This window comes from Hydrogenophaga sp. PAMC20947 (genome assembly GCF_004795855.1).
Classification (GTDB): Bacteria; Pseudomonadota; Gammaproteobacteria; order Burkholderiales; family Burkholderiaceae_C; genus Hydrogenophaga.
The window spans coordinates 3,498,064-3,513,416 of record NZ_CP039252.1; the positions used below are offsets into that span (position 1 = coordinate 3,498,064).

Annotated in this window: 19 protein-coding genes; 6 read left to right on the plus strand and 13 right to left on the minus strand. The window is 62.2% G+C overall.

Annotated features, from left to right (window positions below):
* Window positions 1–31: 31 nt before the first annotated feature.
* The 7 genes from rpsG to E5678_RS16050 form a co-directional block, all read right to left on the minus strand.
* Window positions 32–502: a 30S ribosomal protein S7 gene (gene rpsG / locus E5678_RS16020; protein ID WP_066095399.1), complete on the minus strand. Its 471-nt coding sequence runs from the start codon at window positions 500–502 to the stop codon at window positions 32–34.
* 174 nt (window positions 503–676) lie between these two features.
* Window positions 677–1,054 carry a 30S ribosomal protein S12 gene (gene rpsL / locus E5678_RS16025; protein ID WP_056266875.1) on the minus strand — a complete coding sequence of 126 codons (378 nt, stop codon included), beginning with the start codon at window positions 1,052–1,054 and terminating at the stop codon, window positions 677–679.
* Between the two features lie 193 nt (window positions 1,055–1,247).
* Window positions 1,248–2,414, minus strand: coding sequence for a D-alanyl-D-alanine carboxypeptidase family protein (locus E5678_RS16030; protein ID WP_136180817.1), 1,167 nt, complete (start codon window positions 2,412–2,414; stop codon window positions 1,248–1,250).
* Between the two features lie 58 nt (window positions 2,415–2,472).
* Window positions 2,473–3,096 (minus strand): alpha/beta hydrolase, encoded by a 624-nt coding sequence (locus E5678_RS16035; protein WP_136179449.1) that lies wholly within the window; start codon window positions 3,094–3,096, stop codon window positions 2,473–2,475.
* A 7-nt stretch (window positions 3,097–3,103) separates the two neighbouring features.
* On the minus strand, window positions 3,104–3,445 hold the full coding sequence (locus E5678_RS16040) for a (2Fe-2S) ferredoxin domain-containing protein (RefSeq protein ID WP_136179450.1): 342 nt from the start codon (window positions 3,443–3,445) through the stop codon (window positions 3,104–3,106).
* Between the two features lie 84 nt (window positions 3,446–3,529).
* Window positions 3,530–4,633: a VanZ family protein gene (locus tag E5678_RS16045; RefSeq protein ID WP_136179451.1), complete on the minus strand. Its 1,104-nt coding sequence runs from the start codon at window positions 4,631–4,633 to the stop codon at window positions 3,530–3,532.
* A 25-nt stretch (window positions 4,634–4,658) separates the two neighbouring features.
* Window positions 4,659–5,087 carry a CopD family protein gene (locus E5678_RS16050; protein WP_136179452.1) on the minus strand — a complete coding sequence of 143 codons (429 nt, stop codon included), beginning with the start codon at window positions 5,085–5,087 and terminating at the stop codon, window positions 4,659–4,661.
* A 76-nt stretch (window positions 5,088–5,163) separates the two neighbouring features.
* On the opposite strand from E5678_RS16050, the gene E5678_RS16055 reads away from it, so the two are divergent.
* Window positions 5,164–5,343 (plus strand): hypothetical protein, encoded by a 180-nt coding sequence (locus E5678_RS16055; protein ID WP_136179453.1) that lies wholly within the window; start codon window positions 5,164–5,166, stop codon window positions 5,341–5,343.
* Window positions 5,344–5,382: 39 nt separating this feature from the next.
* Here E5678_RS16055 and E5678_RS16060 read toward each other — a convergent pair whose 3' ends face one another.
* Entirely contained in the window at window positions 5,383–6,516 is a 1,134-nt protein-coding gene (locus E5678_RS16060) for a hypothetical protein (RefSeq protein WP_136179454.1), read from the minus strand.
* A gap of 331 nt (window positions 6,517–6,847) precedes the next feature.
* Between E5678_RS16060 and hemB the strand changes: the two genes are divergently transcribed.
* Both hemB and E5678_RS16070 read left to right on the plus strand, forming a co-directional pair.
* Entirely contained in the window at window positions 6,848–7,849 is a 1,002-nt protein-coding gene (gene hemB, locus E5678_RS16065) for a porphobilinogen synthase (RefSeq protein WP_136179455.1), read from the plus strand.
* Between the two features lie 24 nt (window positions 7,850–7,873).
* A complete protein-coding gene (locus E5678_RS16070; protein WP_136179456.1) occupies window positions 7,874–8,998 on the plus strand; it encodes a magnesium transporter CorA family protein in 1,125 nt (374 codons plus the stop codon).
* A 52-nt stretch (window positions 8,999–9,050) separates the two neighbouring features.
* On the opposite strand, the gene E5678_RS16075 is transcribed toward E5678_RS16070, so the two are convergent.
* Entirely contained in the window at window positions 9,051–9,734 is a 684-nt protein-coding gene (locus E5678_RS16075) for a dienelactone hydrolase family protein (RefSeq protein ID WP_136179457.1), read from the minus strand.
* 37 nt (window positions 9,735–9,771) lie between these two features.
* Window positions 9,772–10,371: a 2-hydroxychromene-2-carboxylate isomerase gene (locus E5678_RS16080; RefSeq protein ID WP_136179458.1), complete on the minus strand. Its 600-nt coding sequence runs from the start codon at window positions 10,369–10,371 to the stop codon at window positions 9,772–9,774.
* A gap of 102 nt (window positions 10,372–10,473) precedes the next feature.
* On the opposite strand from E5678_RS16080, the gene E5678_RS16085 reads away from it, so the two are divergent.
* The 3 genes from E5678_RS16085 to E5678_RS16095 all read left to right on the plus strand — a co-directional run bounded on the left by E5678_RS16085 (window position 10,474) and on the right by E5678_RS16095 (window position 12,437).
* Window positions 10,474–11,220, plus strand: a complete 747-nt coding sequence (locus E5678_RS16085; protein ID WP_136179459.1) for an SDR family oxidoreductase — start codon at window positions 10,474–10,476, stop codon at window positions 11,218–11,220.
* 14 nt (window positions 11,221–11,234) lie between these two features.
* On the plus strand, window positions 11,235–11,723 hold the full coding sequence (locus E5678_RS16090) for a MaoC family dehydratase (protein WP_136179460.1): 489 nt from the start codon (window positions 11,235–11,237) through the stop codon (window positions 11,721–11,723).
* A gap of 90 nt (window positions 11,724–11,813) precedes the next feature.
* On the plus strand, window positions 11,814–12,437 hold the full coding sequence (locus tag E5678_RS16095; RefSeq protein WP_136179461.1) for a MarC family protein: 624 nt from the start codon (window positions 11,814–11,816) through the stop codon (window positions 12,435–12,437).
* 273 nt (window positions 12,438–12,710) lie between these two features.
* Here E5678_RS16095 and E5678_RS16100 read toward each other — a convergent pair whose 3' ends face one another.
* The 3 genes from E5678_RS16100 to E5678_RS16110 are packed head-to-tail and all read right to left on the minus strand — an operon-like array spanning window position 12,711 to window position 15,349.
* Window positions 12,711–13,721: a 2-dehydropantoate 2-reductase gene (locus E5678_RS16100; protein WP_247596803.1), complete on the minus strand. Its 1,011-nt coding sequence runs from the start codon at window positions 13,719–13,721 to the stop codon at window positions 12,711–12,713.
* 4 nt (window positions 13,722–13,725) lie between these two features.
* On the minus strand, window positions 13,726–14,511 hold the full coding sequence (locus tag E5678_RS16105; RefSeq protein ID WP_136179462.1) for a class II aldolase/adducin family protein: 786 nt from the start codon (window positions 14,509–14,511) through the stop codon (window positions 13,726–13,728).
* Between the two features lie 19 nt (window positions 14,512–14,530).
* Complete coding sequence (locus E5678_RS16110; RefSeq protein WP_136180819.1) at window positions 14,531–15,349, minus strand: aldolase/citrate lyase family protein; 819 nt, start codon at window positions 15,347–15,349, stop codon at window positions 14,531–14,533.
* Window positions 15,350–15,353 lie beyond the last annotated feature (4 nt).

The window sequence follows — 15,353 nt, forward strand, 5'->3', positions numbered from 1 at the left end:
GTTAAATGAGACGGAGCGGACAGCGCCCGAATCAGAAACGGAAGTGGCTGAACGCCTTGTTGGCTTCGGCCATGCGGTGAACTTCGTCACGCTTTTTCATGGCACCACCACGGCCTTCAGTGGCTTCGATCAGCTCGTTGGCCAGGCGCATGGCCATGGACTTCTCGCTGCGCTTGCGGGCGGCTTCCTTGATCCAGCGCATGGACAAAGCCAGACGACGGACCGGGCGCACTTCAACAGGCACCTGGTAGTTGGCACCACCCACGCGGCGGGACTTGACTTCCACCATGGGCTTCACGTTGTTGATGGCAACGGAGAACGCCTCAACCGGGTCTTTACCGGTCTTCTTCTCGATCTGCTCCAGGGCACCATAAATGATGCGCTCGGCGACAGCTTTTTTGCCGCCTTCCATGATCACGTTCATGAACTTGGAGAGCTCGACATTGCCGAACTTGGGATCCGGCAGGATTTCACGTTTAGGGACTTCGCGACGACGTGGCATTTTTTCACCTCTAAATTTGCTTCAGTTGGCGCCTTGGCAGACACCGCGAGAGACAAGCCTGACTCTCACTTACTCGACCCACCCACGACATTGCAGGCTCCGGGTCACTACGCCGATTTCACCGCGCCACGCGGCAAACAGCACCGAAAATCTCTTCTTACCAGCAGACCAGAATTACTTGGCTTTTGGCTTCTTCGCACCGTACTTGGAGCGCGACTGCTTGCGGTCTTTCACGCCTTGCAAATCAAGCGAACCACGGACGATGTGGTAACGCACACCGGGCAAGTCTTTGACACGACCGCCGCGAACCAGCACGACGCTGTGTTCCTGCAGATTGTGGCCTTCACCGCCGATGTAGGAAATCACCTCAAAACCGTTGGTCAGGCGCACTTTGGCAACCTTACGCAGAGCGGAGTTAGGCTTCTTGGGAGTCGTGGTGTACACACGGGTGCAGACACCGCGACGCTGTGGAGAATTCTCCATGGCCGGGCTCTTGGATTTGGTCTTCTCGACCTCCCGGCCGTGGCGCACGAGTTGATTGATGGTTGGCATGAACGTCCCTAAACGTCTAGAAAAAAAGCGAAAACGAATGCTTCTCGGAAGTTTCCGAAAAGCCCTCGACTGTAGCACGACACCTGGAAACCTGCAAAGCATTTTCTGGCCGCATGCCTCAGCGCGCCTGAAAAGCCGCCCGGCAGGCGGCTTTTCAGGGAGCAGGCCCGGGCAATCGGGCGCCGCCCGCCTCCTACTGAATCCAGAGGCGCAGGGCATCCCAGGCTCGGCCGACGATGCCGCTTTCTTCCACAGTCTCCAGCACGGTCAAGGGCACCTCGGTCACGGGCTCGCCGCTGGCCAGCATCACGCGGACGGCGCCGAGGCTCTGACCTTTGAGCAAGGGGGCGACGAGCGGCTCGGGGCGCGAGATTTCGGTCTTGATGCGCGCGCCTTCACCAGCGGGCACGGACACCACCACACCTTCGGAACGGCCCAGCTTGACCACGGGTGACTTGCCTTTCCAGACCTTGGGCGTGGCCACGGGCTCACCGGCTTGGGCCAGGCGAACCGCGTCAAATGCGGTGTAACCCCAGTTCAGCAGTTTCTGGCTTTCCGTGGCCCGAACGCTTTCGCTTGAGCCACCCAGCAACACGCTTAAAAGGCGGCGTTCACCTGCCGCGCCTTCACCCAGTCCAGGGACCGGGCGGTGGGCGGTGGCGACCAGGCAATAGCCGGCTGCATCGGTGTGGCCGGTTTTCAGGCCGTCGACCGTAGGGTCACGGAACAGCAACAGGTTGCGGTTGGTGTCGTTGGCCTTGGGAGTACCAGGATAGCGGTAGTGCTGGATGGCGTAATAGACCACGTACTCCGGGAAATCTTTCATCAACCGGGTCGCCAGGCGCGCCAGGTCGTTGGCGGTGGTGGTGTGGCCGGCCACGGTCAGGCCTTCCGGGTTCTTGTAGCTGGTGTTGGTCATGCCCAGCACCTTGGCTTGCTGGTTCATCAGCTCGACGAAACGCTCCTCACTGCCACCGATACCTTCGGCCAGCGCCATCGAGGCGTCGTTGCCGGACTGCACGATCAAGCCCTTCAGCAAATCTTCGACGGGCACTTGCATCTTGGGATCGATGAACATGCGCGAGCCGGGCATGCGCCAGGCTTTTTCACTCACAGGAAAAGTCTGGGTGAGGGTGATCTTGCCGGCCTTCAGGGCATCGAAGGCGACGTACGCCGTCATCAACTTGGTGAGCGACGCGGGCTCGACAGGTTTGTCGGCATCGCGGGAAGCCAGCACCTGACCCGAGGTCACATCCATCAGCAGGTAGGCACGGGCAGCAATTTCAGGAGGCTTGGGGGGTTGGGCGGCGGCAGAGAAAGCCACCGTTGCGCTCAAAACCAGGGCCACTCGGGCCAACAGACGACGAAACAAAATCGATTCCTGACAGTAGAAAAGTTAAAAAACCAGGGGCCTGCGCTCAAGCCCGCAAATGACGCACGACCATTTCCCGCAGCAGCGGCAATTGGCCATGGAAAAAATGTCCGCCGCCCGGGATCACCAGAACGGGCAAGGATTGGGGCCTGGCCCAGTCCATCGCCGAAGCCAGCGGGACGGTGTCGTCCGCTTCGCCATGGATGACCAATGTGCACGGATGAAGTTCCGGAGCGACGGGCGCGGTGTCGAAACGGCTGGTCGCGGTACCGACCAGCACCAGTTGCTGCAGATCGCGGCTGGGGTGAAGGCGCGCTGCGGCGTTGCTGGTCACAAATGCGCCAAACGAAAATCCGGCGAGACACAAGGGCCCTTCGGGCGCAAAGGCCTCCACAACGGCCAGCAGGTCGTCACATTCGCCACGCCCTTCATCCCAGAGACCAGCGCTCTGCCCCACACCGCGAAAATTGAAGCGCACGGCGGTCCACCCGGTGAGCACACAGGCACGGGCCAGGGTCTGAACCACTTTGTTGGTCAGGGTGCCGCCGTGCAAGGGATGGGGATGGGCCAGGACGGCTGTGCCGCGGGAGATGCCTGCGGGGCGGTCGATCGCGATCTCGATAGCACCCCAGGGGCCGGGGTGGATGAGGTTTTCGGTTTGTGCGTTCATTGCGTGATCAGCGGCCCACGTCTGGGGGCGTGACCAGGCGCTCAACCACCACGCCGTCGCGCAGATGGGATTGCACGATCTCGTCGATGTCGCTCTCGTCGACGTAGCTGTACCAGACCGCTTCGGGATAGACCACGGCGATGGGGCCGCCGGCGCAACGGTCAAGGCAGCCCGCCTTGTTGACCCGCACCTTGCCCTGCCCCAGCAATCCCAGCGATTTCGCCTGGGACTTACACCGATCAAACGCGGCCTGGGCCTTGTGCTGCGCGCAGCAGTTCTCACCGCCTTCGCGCTGATTGAGGCAGAAGAAGATGTGGCGCTGGTAGTAAGAAGAAGGGTCCTGGTCCATGGCTTGATTCTAGGAGACTGCCGGTTATGACAACGTTACAGATGAAAAGCCACTGTCGATCGCCAGACCCGGGGCTGTGCTTCCTCACGCCGATGTGGGCGCAGGCGGACGCGCCAGGGCCCGCAGACCGAGGAACAGTGCGACAAAGGGCCAGATCCAGCCCAGCCACTGGGACAAGCCATGAAAGCGGATGAAACGCCCCTGCTCCCACAGATGGAGGGATTCTTCAAAATAGGGGCTGTCGGGCGCACTGTTGAGCAAGGTGAGGAACGTGACCAGGAAAAGCAGCATCAGCAACTGACACCATCGTTCGGGCAGACCCAGGGTTAAAAGACCACCCGCCAGGGCCATGAGCAAGCCCAGCTCGGCTTGCGGCGTGAGCCAGGCCCAGGCTTGTGCCGGCCCGAAGGTCAGGGCCGAGGACAGGGCGGCCGCGCCCAGCGCGCACACAAAGAACAGGCACAAGAACACGCCCCGGCGCCAAGCGGTGCGCACGTCTGCGTAGCCCATCAACAAGGGCGTCAACAACGCCAGCCCCACACAAAAGGCCTCGGCCAACAGGCTCAGGGGCGCTGGCGGGGCGGGTCGCACAGGCAGCCAAGCCAGGAATGGCGTGCCATCCAGCAATCGAACCAACCCCGTCTCCACCCGGGTCCAGACCTGCCCCAAGCCATAAGGCACGGATACCGGGTACAACAAAGCCATTGGCCACAAAGCCAGCAGCACCAGCGATCCCTGGGCGTGCGGCACCAGCCAATCGGCCCGGAGCTGGCTCCAGCGCCGCAACCCACCCAAGCGTTCCAAAAGCACTGCGGCGGTGGCGCCCATCACCGCACCGCCAGCGTTCAACGCCAGATCGAGGTTGGACGGCACGCGCATGGGCAGGTACGACTGCACCGATTCGATGAGCAGCGAGAGGATCGCGGGCACCCCGGCCGCCACAGGCCAGGACCAGCGACCGGCTCCCGAGCGCAGCATGGCCAGTGCGACCAGAAAGCCCAAAGGGGCATAACCCAGCAGGTTGGCTACCACGTCAAAACGGGTCCAGTATTTGGGCCACGGCTCATTGATGAAGTGCAGGGGCTGCGCGCCCTGGAACCGCCAGCCCTCAAATGGATACAGGCTCGCATACAGCACCAGCGCGGCAAACACCAGCGCCAGCGGCCAGGCAGAGGAGCGCTGGTTCATGTCCGTCCGGGGCCTGTTGACCCGCTCAGAAAGGTTTGACCACAACCAGCACCACCACGACCACGAGCATGATCACCGGCGCCTCGTTGAACCACCGGTACCACACGTGGTTGCGGCGGTTGTTGCCCAGCTCAAACTTGCGCAGCATCACGCCACAAGCGTGGTGATAGCCCAGCACCAGCAGCACGGTCAGCAATTTGGCGTGCATCCAGCCATTGCCGGGGCCCAGCCCAATCCCGTAATACAGCCACAACAGCAAACCCAGGATCAATGCCGGCACTGCCAGAAGGGTCGTAAAGCGCATGAGCTTGCGCGCCATGAGCAGCAGTCGCTCGCGCTCTGCCACGCTCTCTGACGGCACCATCGCCAGATTGACAAAGATGCGAGGCAAGTAAAAGAGGCCAGCAAACCAGCTGGCTACAAAGACGATGTGAAAGGATTTGACCCAAAGCATGAGGGGCAGTGTAGTGCGCTACCGAGACACTTTCACGACGATCCCCCGCAAAGCAAGGGCATCTGAAAACCAGCGCATGAAAAAACAGCAGACGAAAAAAAACCCAGCCTTTGAGGGGCCGGGTCAGGAAGCCTTTTTGCTGTCACACACTAAGGCACCCGCTCAGGGAGGAAAAGCGGGGAGCCGCCCAGAAGGACAGCCCGGTGCAATGTTACAACAAAAATCGGTTTTCCGACGTGAAACCTGTCAAATCTGACAGGGTGTCCGCACAAATCAAAATCTGAATACCTCCAACTTACATCATCTTCGCCAACTCAAACATCACGGCGGTGCCCAGGGCCTCCCGAATGTTGCCGCGACCGACCTTGGCCATTGAAAACTCACCGAATCCGGACATGTCAAAAGAACTGTCATCAGGCGAAATTTCCACGAAGGGGAACTCAAACACCTCCCTCAACAGCTCATCGCGGAATTTTTCGAAGTCTTCGTCTTTGATTTCTGAGTCCACAACGATGAGGTTGGGCATGCGGCCTTTGAGAGCGTCGCGGGCTTGTTGGAAGTCCACCACACTGTCAGAGGAAATACCAATCTCCCGCAGGGCATCGCGCACATCGGCACGGATCTGCAAGCTGGGGGAAATGGTCAGAACGTAGGTGCCAGCCAAGGACTTGAACATCGACGAATGCTCGTCGGACAGGTCCACCGCCGAAATGCCATCAACAGCTTGGACTGTGCGGGTGAACATGGCGGTAAAACTCACGCCTTCGCTGGTCTGATCGCGCTCGATCTCGATGCCACCGGCGCCCAAAGCGATCTGGCGAATCAGCATCCAGCTGAGGCTGTCAGACGTTGCCGCGCTTGAGGGTGGCACACCGTCGTTGGAGACCCGCATCTGCAGGCGGGCATGTTGAGGCCAGGCGTTGAGATCGAGGCGCAGGTCAACGCGGTTGCCAAACGGCAAGCCCCAGTCGAGCACAGCATTGAGGAAGGTATGGGCCACGGTGGGATCGATCAGCACCTCGACCGGCTTGAACTTGCGGCGCAAGGCAATGCCCAAGATGCCGAGCTCCTGCTTGCGCTCCTGCAAAACGCCTTCGGCCAGCTGGGCCATGTCCACTTTTTCGTGGGACTGGCGGATGCGCCCGGCGTAAAAGCGGTGGATTTGCTGTGCGCTGACCCCGGCGAGCTTGATGCGTTCGGCGGGGATGCTGAGCGCGCGATGCTCCAGCTTGTTGATTCGGCCTTTGGCCAGCAACTGGTCGGCCTGATTTTGCAGGCTGCTGACGCCCTCGGTGAACTGGTCTGCCAGCGCAGCGACCAGCTCGGGCCAATGGTCATCCAAGGACCAGCTCTCTGCGTCAGGCGTTCCGGCGGCGGCCGTGCGGGTCGCGCCAGAGGGAGGGTTGTTGGTTTTTTTGGTGGGCAGCATGGCGGGACTCTTGAGATGAAGGGCAAGAACCGGGACGCCGGGCGCAAAATCCCTCGGTTGAGGCCACCGAACGGCTCTCAGCAACACAGGGACTTGAGCCCATTTGACGTTCGTTCAGAGAATGCCTGCAAAAGCCACGCCGCGCTCAGCGCGGATTGTGCAGGGTGTTTCCCAGCGTATCGCAGTTTTCCTGCGAAAGCTGAGTTCAACACAAATGCTTGAGATTTTCAATCACCACCATCTTTTTACGTATTGAAACAACAAACCCGCATCCCAAAACAAGCCAAAGGACCTCACCTCCCGGTGGCCCAAGCTTTGCCACAATAGCGATATGCACGCTCCTGCCCCCTTCCCACTTTCCCGCCCGCGGCGTTTGCGCCGCGATTCGTTCACCCGCGACCTGGTGCGAGAGCACCGCCTGACCCCGGCCGATCTGATTTACCCGGTGTTTGTGCTCGACGGTACTCAACGCCGAGAGGCCGTGGGCTCCATGCCCGGCGTCGACCGCTTGAGCCTGGACCTGCTGCTGCCCGTGGCCGAAGAGTGCGTGAAGCTGGGCATTCCGGTGATGGCGCTGTTTCCGGTGATTGATGCATCCCTGAAGACGCCCGACGGGCGCGAAGCCACAAACCCCGACGGCCTGGTGCCGCGCGTGGTGCGGGCCTTGAAAGAGCGCTTCCCCGAGCTGGGCGTGATGACGGACGTGGCGCTGGACCCGTTCACCAGCCATGGGCAAGATGGCCTGCTCGATGAGCACAACTACATCCTCAACGACCCGACGGTCGACATTCTGGTGCAGCAGGCGCTGACCCAGGCCGAGGCAGGCGTGGACATGGTGGCCCCCAGCGACATGATGGACGGCCGCATCGGCGCCATCCGCCAGGCTCTGGAAGCCCGCGGGCTGGTGCACACGCGCATCATGGCGTACAGCGCCAAATACGCCAGCGCGTTTTACGGGCCCTTCCGCGATGCGGTGGGCTCGGCGGCCAATCTGGGCAAGGCGGACAAAAAGGTGTACCAGATGGACCCGGGCAACAGCGATGAGGCCTTGCGCGAGGTGGCGCTGGACCTCGCTGAAGGCGCCGACATGGTGATGGTCAAGCCTGGCATGCCTTACCTGGACATCGTGCGCCGCGTGAAGGACGAGTTCCGCGTGCCCACCTTTGCCTACCAGGTGAGCGGTGAATACGCCATGCTCAAGGCCGCGGCCCTGAACGGCTGGCTGGACCACGACGCGGTGATGATGGAAAGCCTGCTGGCGTTCAAGCGAGCCGGCGCCGATGGCGTGCTGACCTATTTCGCGCGTGATGCAGCACGCCTGCTGTCGCGCTGATCCGCACCGTCCGAGAACACCCACTTGCGTTGCTTCCACATCCAGCCCCATGGCGTCACCGAGCTCCCCGGGTGCCCTGAGCGAGCGCCAGCCCACGGTTTTATCTGGATCGCCTGTGGGCGGCGCGAGTTCGAAGTCGAGTTGACCCACATCCAGAACACGTTGCAGGCGGTGACCGGACGGACACTGCTCGATCTGCACACGTCGGACCTGCTGAACAACCAGCTGCCATCGCACTTTGACTACACATCGGACTACGATGTGCTGGTGTTTCGGCGCCTGACGGCAGGCCAGACCGAGGCCGATCTGGCTGCCCCAGGCACCCCGCTCAACCAGCCTCTGCGTCGCGGTGGCCCCCCGGTTTTGCGGCGCATTGACACCAGCCCGGTGGGATTCGCGGTCTTCGACAAGGTGGTTCTTTCCGTGCATCCGGCGGGTTGCGCGGTGCTGGAACATTACGCGCAGCGCATGCTGTCGGCGCCCAGTCTGGCGACCCCTCACGCGGGTACGCGCAGCGCGGGGAACCACTTGCCCGCCAGCCCGGCCGATTTGATGTTGCGTGTGGTGACCCACATGGTGGACGGCTACCTGGATTTGCGCCGCGAACTCACGCGGCAACTCGACCACTGGCAAACCGAGCTGCTCAAGCCCCGGGCGAGATTCCTGAACTGGTCTGCGCTGCTCGACGCCCGCATGTCGTTGCACCAGCTCGACGACATTTGCGAAGACCAGCACTCGGCGGTGCTGGACTGGATTGAATCGCTCTCGAGCTGGGAAGCCGATGACGACACGGGTGGCCAGCGGGGCCTGGAGTTGTTGCGCGTTCGCAGCCGCGATGTGCTGGAGCACATTGAACGGGTGGTGCACCATGTGCGCCGGCTGGAGCAGAACGCCGAGGCTGCGGTGCAAATGCACTTTTCCCTGCAAAGCAACCGCACCAACGACATCATGCGCACGCTCACGGTGCTCACGGCCGTCTTTCTGCCGCTGAACCTGATCGCCGGCATTTTCGGCATGAACTTTGAGTTCATTCCCCTGGTTCACCGCCAGGGCGGCTTTTGGTGGGCCATGGGCACCATGGTCTTTACCGCAGCGGGACTGAGCGTGTTTTTCTGGCGCAAGCGTTACCTGGAACGCTCGGCTCGTTGATCCGGAGGGCCGCGCGTGAAAGGCAAAGACGGCCCCTGCCCGCTTCGGTCGCTCAAGCGAGGTGCTGTTTGAAGAATGCCAGCGTGCGCTGACGTGCCAACTGGGCCGCAGCTTCGTTGTAGGACTTCCGCTGGTCACAGTTGAAACCATGGTTGGCGGCGTACACGTGAACCTCGACCTGGGGCTTCGCCTGTCGAAACGACTCCACGGTTTCCAGGGGAATCCAGTGATCCTGATCGCCGAAATGCGCCAGCACGGGGACCTGCGGCTGGCGCACGGCTTCGCCACCCGCCGTCATGCCGCCGCCGTAGTACGGCACAGCGGCTGACAAGCCAGTCAATGTACAAGCCGAGCGCCACGTCAACAGGCCGCCCCAGCAATAGCCTACGATGCCCACTTTCCCCGCTTTGGCCGCCTCCACGATGGCGGCCTGGATATCTTGCAGGACACCAGGTGCAGGCAGGGCTTCCACCGCCGTCTTGAGGCCCATCCCCTCCCCCATATCAGCCTCGGTGTACCCCAGGGCCACATCGGGCCGGACGCGGTGGAAGGTGGCGGGCGCGACCACTCGGTAGCCTTCGGCGGCATAACTATCCGCCACAGCGCGGATATGACTGTTGACACCAAAGATCTCCTGCAACAAGACGATGCCGCCCTTGGGCGACCCAGCGGGCTCAGCCACGTAGGCAGGAAAAGAAAAGCCGTCGGCGGCGGTGAGCGTGGTGGGGTGGCCCATGGTGGTCTCCTGTCGGCGATGAAATGAAAACGGATGATCAGGCGTGCAAGCGGCGCTTCACAAAGTCCAGCCGGTCCTGGCCCCAGAAGAGCTCACCGTCGATCACGTAGCTGGGCGCGCCAAACACCCCGGCGTCTTTGGCGGCCTGGGTGTTCTGTTCATAACGGGCCTGCACATCGGCCTCCTGCGAGCGCTGCAGCAAGCCAGCGTCCAGCCCGCACTCGGCCAGCAATTCGCCCAATACGGCGGCATCGGCGATGTTGCGCTCCTGAACCCAGACAGCCGTGCATATGGCACCCGTCAGCGCCATGGCGGCGTTGCTGCCTTTGGTCATTTCGGCGGCGACGATGAGGCGCGCCGCGTCGTCAGCGGCCACCGGGAAGAACTGGGGCTGCACGTTCAGCGGCATTTCCAGTGCTTCGCTGAAGCGTTTGAGTTCCACCAATCGGTAGGCTTGGCGCTGCGGCGCACGCTGGGGCAAGGGCAAGCCGCCCGAGGTTGAAAACACATCGCCCAGGTTCACCGGCAAAACCCGCACGGTGGCGCCGCGGGCGGCCGCCATCTTTGCCAGCCGCGCGTGGCCCAGGTAAGTCCAAGGGCTGTTGGGGGCGAAATAGTAGTCCACTGTGTGACGCATGAGATTCTCCAATTGGGGTGAGGGACGGTAAGCTGGAGCTTGAACAACGTCGCCGCGCCCTAGGTTGTAACCGGTGAGCGCGGCTTTTGCAGGAGACGGGTTATGAATAAAACACTGTTGGTGACCGGTGGCAGCCGAGGCATTGGCGCGGCCACAGCCCTGCTGGCGGCGCGCTCGGGCTGGTCCGTGGCGGTGAATTACGCAACCAACTCGCTGGCGGCCGACGAAGTGGTGCGCTCCATTCGTGGCGATGGCGGGACCGCCATGGCCATTCGGGCGGACGTGGCCGACGAGGCGCAGGTGCTGGCCATGTTCAAAAAGATTGATGCCAAGCTCGGTCCGCTGAGCGGTTTGGTCAACAACGCGGGCGTGGTGGATGTGAGCGCGCGCATCGATGAAATGAGCGTGGCGCGCTGGCGCCGCATGTTCGACATCAACGTGATCGGCTCCATGCTCTGCGCGCGCGAAGCCGTGCGGCGCATGAGCACCCGCCATGGCGGCCAAGGTGGCGCCATCGTCAACGTGTCCAGCGCCGCTTCGCGCCTGGGCTCGCCTGGCCAATACGTGGACTACGCGGCGGCCAAAGGCGCGGTCGATGCCTTCACCATCGGCCTGGCCAAAGAAGTCGCGGCCGAAGGCATCCGCGTCAATGCCGTGCGCCCGGGCTTGATCGACACCGATATTCATGCCTCTGGCGGCTTGCCGGATCGGGTGAAAGACTTGCAACACCTGGTGCCCATGCAACGCGGAGGTACCGCAGACGAAGTGGCGCAGTCCATCGTCTGGCTGTTGTCGGACGCCGCCAGCTACACCACCATGAGCCTGCTCGACGTGTCGGGCGGCCGCTGATCTGGAGACATCCAATGACCGCCACCACCCCTGAACAAAGCCCCCACATCAAATTCTGGTGGGAAGACCTTGAAATCGGTCAGACCCGGGACCTCGGCACGGTTTCGCCCACCCGCGAAGAGATCATCAGTTTCGCCAGCCAGTTCGATCCACAACCCTTTCACCTCAGCGATGAAGGCGGCAAGGCCTCGGTGTTCGGCGCCTTGAGCGCCAGCGGCTGGCATACCTGTGCCATGGCCATGCGCTTGATGGTGACCAACTTCTTGCATGAAAGCTCAAGCCTGGGTTCGCCGGGATTGGAAAACTTGAAATGGACCAAGCCGGTCTACCCCGGCGACGTATTGCGTTTGCAACACACCATCACCGAGAAGCGCGCCATGAGCAAAAGGCCTGATGTGGGCCTGGTGCGCACGGTGTGGGAGATGTTCAACCAGCAGGGCGACAAGGTGTTGCACATGGAGGGTTACGGCATGTTTCGCCGCCGTTCACCGGACAAGCTTTGATAGCCGCAATAACCGCCGACTGAAAAGTGCGGGCAACAAACCCGCTTCATTGAGGCACCCCATGCACCGCGATGCCCCACAATCGCGCACATGGATTTTAAGCCCCTCATCACCCTGCTGGCCATCGTCAACCCGTTGGCGATCGTGCCGTTCTTTATCCACTACACGCAGGGATTCAGCTCCGCGCAGCGCAAGCGCACTATCCTCACCGCCTCCTTCAGCGCCTTCGTCGTGATCGCGATCTGCGCGATTCTTGGTCTGCAAATTCTCGAATTTTTTGGCATTTCATTGGCCAGTTTTCAAGTCGGGGGGGGCCTTCTACTGCTGACCTCGGCACTCTCCATGCTCAACGCGCAGCCTGCGGAAGCCAAGGTGACCCAGGAAGAAATGGACGACGCGTCCGCCGCCCGCACCTCGGTGGCCGTGGTTCCGCTGACCATCCCTTTGCTCACCGGACCTGCCGCGATGTCCACGGTGGTGATTTACGCCGACCAGGCCAAAACCTTCTTCCAGCACGCCGCTCTGGTGGGCTACGGGGTAGTGATTGCGCTGGCGACTGCGGTGTGCTTCGCGCTGGCCAAACCCATCGCCCGATTTCTGGGTCAGACCGGGATCAACGTGATGACGCGTCTGATGGGTTTGATTTTGGCTGCGCTATCGGTCGAGGTCATGGCCGCTGGACTGATGAAGCTCTTTCCGGCGCTGGCCGGATAAACACCCCCACGCTCCACCGCGTTGCGGGTCGCTGCCCCCCGAGGGGGCTGGGCCTGCCTTGGGGCGGCCCGGCGGCTGGCCCGTTTGAGCTAACACCCACACGCTCCACCGCGTTGCGGGTCGCTGCCCCCCGAAGGGGCTGGGCCTGCCTTGGGGCGGCCCGGCGGCTGGCCCGTTCTAGCTAACACCCACACGCTCCACCGCGTTGCGGGTCGCTGCCCCCCGAAGGGGCTGGGCCTGCCTTGGGGCGGCCCGGCGGCTGGCCCGCTGGCCTCAGGCGCTGGGACTCTTCGGGTAAAGACCCAGCGTCTGTGCCTGCAGGCGGCTCAAACCCAGCAGGGCGTCGGTGAACGGCGTGGCCACGCCGGTGAGCTGGCCCAACTCGCGCACAGCACTCACCAATCCATCGAGCTCCAAGGCCTTGCCGGCCTCCACGTCCTGCAGCATCGAGGTTTTGAAAGCCCCCAGCTTGCGGGTCACCGCGTGCCGGTCTTCAGGTTGCTGATCGATCGGTATGCCGATGTGCTCGCCGATCGCCTTGGCTTCCAGCATCACGGCAGACACAAAGCCCCGCACCAGGTCGTCACCCAGGATGAGATCGGTCGTGGCACCGGTCAACGCGCTGATGGGGTTGACGGTCATGTTGCCCCAAAGCTTGTACCAGATGTCTTTTTGAATTTGCGGGGAAGCCGTGGCCTTGAATCCGGACTTCTGCAGCAATGCAGCCAACGCCTGCGCCCGATCGCTGACACCGCCGCCAGGCTCGCCCACGATGAGGCCATCACCAAAGTGGTGGCGCACCACACCGGGCGCGTCCAAGGAGCAGCTGGCGTGCACCACGCAGCCCAGCACATGCTTCGTGGGAATCGCCTTCGCGATTTCCCCGGAAGGGTCAACCGAGGCCAAGGCCTTGCCGGCGAGTGCGCCACCAAAGCCATCGAGGAACCACCAGGGCACACCGTTCATGGCGGTGAGCACGATCGTATCTGGCCCCACCAGGGGTGCAATTTGTGCCGCCACGGATGCCAGTGAAGGGGCCTTCACGGCGATCACGACCAGATCTTGAACACCCAATTGAGCCGCATCGTTCGACGCCCGAACCGGTACCGAAACGGTGGCCTCGCCCGAGCGAAGCTCCAGACCATCACGTTGCAAACTCGAGAGTGTTTCGCCACGCGCCAGCACGCTGAGCTCACACCCGACCTGCGCCAGATGCACGCCCATCCAGCCGCCAATGGCGCCAGCGCCCACGATCGCGACGCGATCCAGTTTCAATTCACTCATCGTTTCAAACCTTGTAACTGGCATCAATGCGGTCGACTTGCCGCACCAGTGCATTGAACACATCACGGCCTGCACCGTGTCTTGGATCGAACTGCAGGGAATCCCGCGTGCATTTCGATGCGACGTTTTCGGGCACTTCGATGGGCGCGCCCATGGCCAGGGTTGCGGACTGGATTTCGCAGGCGCGTTGCAACGTCCACAAAATCGCGAAGGCGTGTGGCACGCTGGAACCCCAACTCAACAACCCGTGGTTGCGCAGTATGACCGCGGGTTTTTTGTCTATGCTTGCGATCACTCGCGGGCCTTCTTCTGCATGGATGGTGATGCCCTCGAAGTCGTGGTACGCCAGCATGCCGTGCAGTTGTGCACTGTAGAAGTTCGTTTGCTGCAAGCCCCCCTGCAAACTGGCCACCGCGACCCCCGCGGTGGTGTGGGTGTGCATGACACAGTGCGCGCCCTCGATGCCGCCATGGATGGTGGCGTGCAACACAAAGCCCGCCGGGTTGACCGGGTGCCTGGAACCGTCCAGCACCTCACCTTGCAGGTTGATCTTGACGAGGTTGCTGGCGGTGACTTCCGAGTAATGGAGCCCAAACGGATTGATCAGGAACTGCTTGTCATCCCCACTCACGCTGTCGGGCAGCCGCAGTGTGATGTGGTTGTAGATCAGCTCGGTCCAACCCAGGTGATCGAACACACGGTAGCAGGCGGCCAGCTCCAGGCGCGTGGCCCATTCATCGGGGTGCATACCCGTTGGCGCAGGGGTTTCAATAAGCTTCGGTGCATTCATGTCGATCTCCGTTCTCAGTTCAGTACACGCTGCCCTTGGGCAGTTCAGCAGCAAGGCGGGCTTCTGCCTTGAAGCGCGCAGCCAGCGCGCTGGTCTGGCGCGCAAGGATCTGCGTATCCAGACCCACGGCCACAAACACCGCACCCAGTGCCATGTAGTGTTTGGCCTGGGCTTCGTCGCTGGTCAAGATACCTGGCGCTTTGCCCGCATGCAGGATGCGCGCGATCGCGTCTTCGATGGCCGCTTGCACATCGGGGTGCCCCGGATTGCCCACGTGGCCCATGGAGGCGGACAAATCGGCGGGGCCGATGAAAACGCCGTCGACACCTGGCGTGGCGGCAATGGCATCGAGGTTGTTCAGGGCTTCGGTGGTCTCTGCCTGCACCAGCAGACACACTTGCTCATTGGCCTCTTTGGCGTAGTTCGGGAAGCGCCCCCAGCGCGAGGCCCGGCCTCCCGCCATGCCACGGATGCCGCCTTGGCCATCGTCTTGCGGATAGCGGCAAGCCCGCACCAACTGAGCCGCCTCTTCGGCCGTGTCAACCATGGGAACGAGCAGGGTTTGCAGGCCCACGTCGAGGTATTGCTTGATCAGGACCGCGTCGCCGGTCGGGACACGGGCAATCGCATTCGTCTCCGGGTAGGCGGCAATCGCCTGCGCCTGGCCGAGCAAATCTTGCAGGCCATTGGGTGCGTGTTCACCGTCGATCAGCAACCAGTCAAAACCAGCGCCCGCGCAGATCTCGGCGCTGAGGCCACTGGCCAGTCCGACCCACAGGCCGATTTGGGCACGGCGCTGAGCCAGAGCCTGCTTGAATGGATTGATTGGGGTTTTCATCATT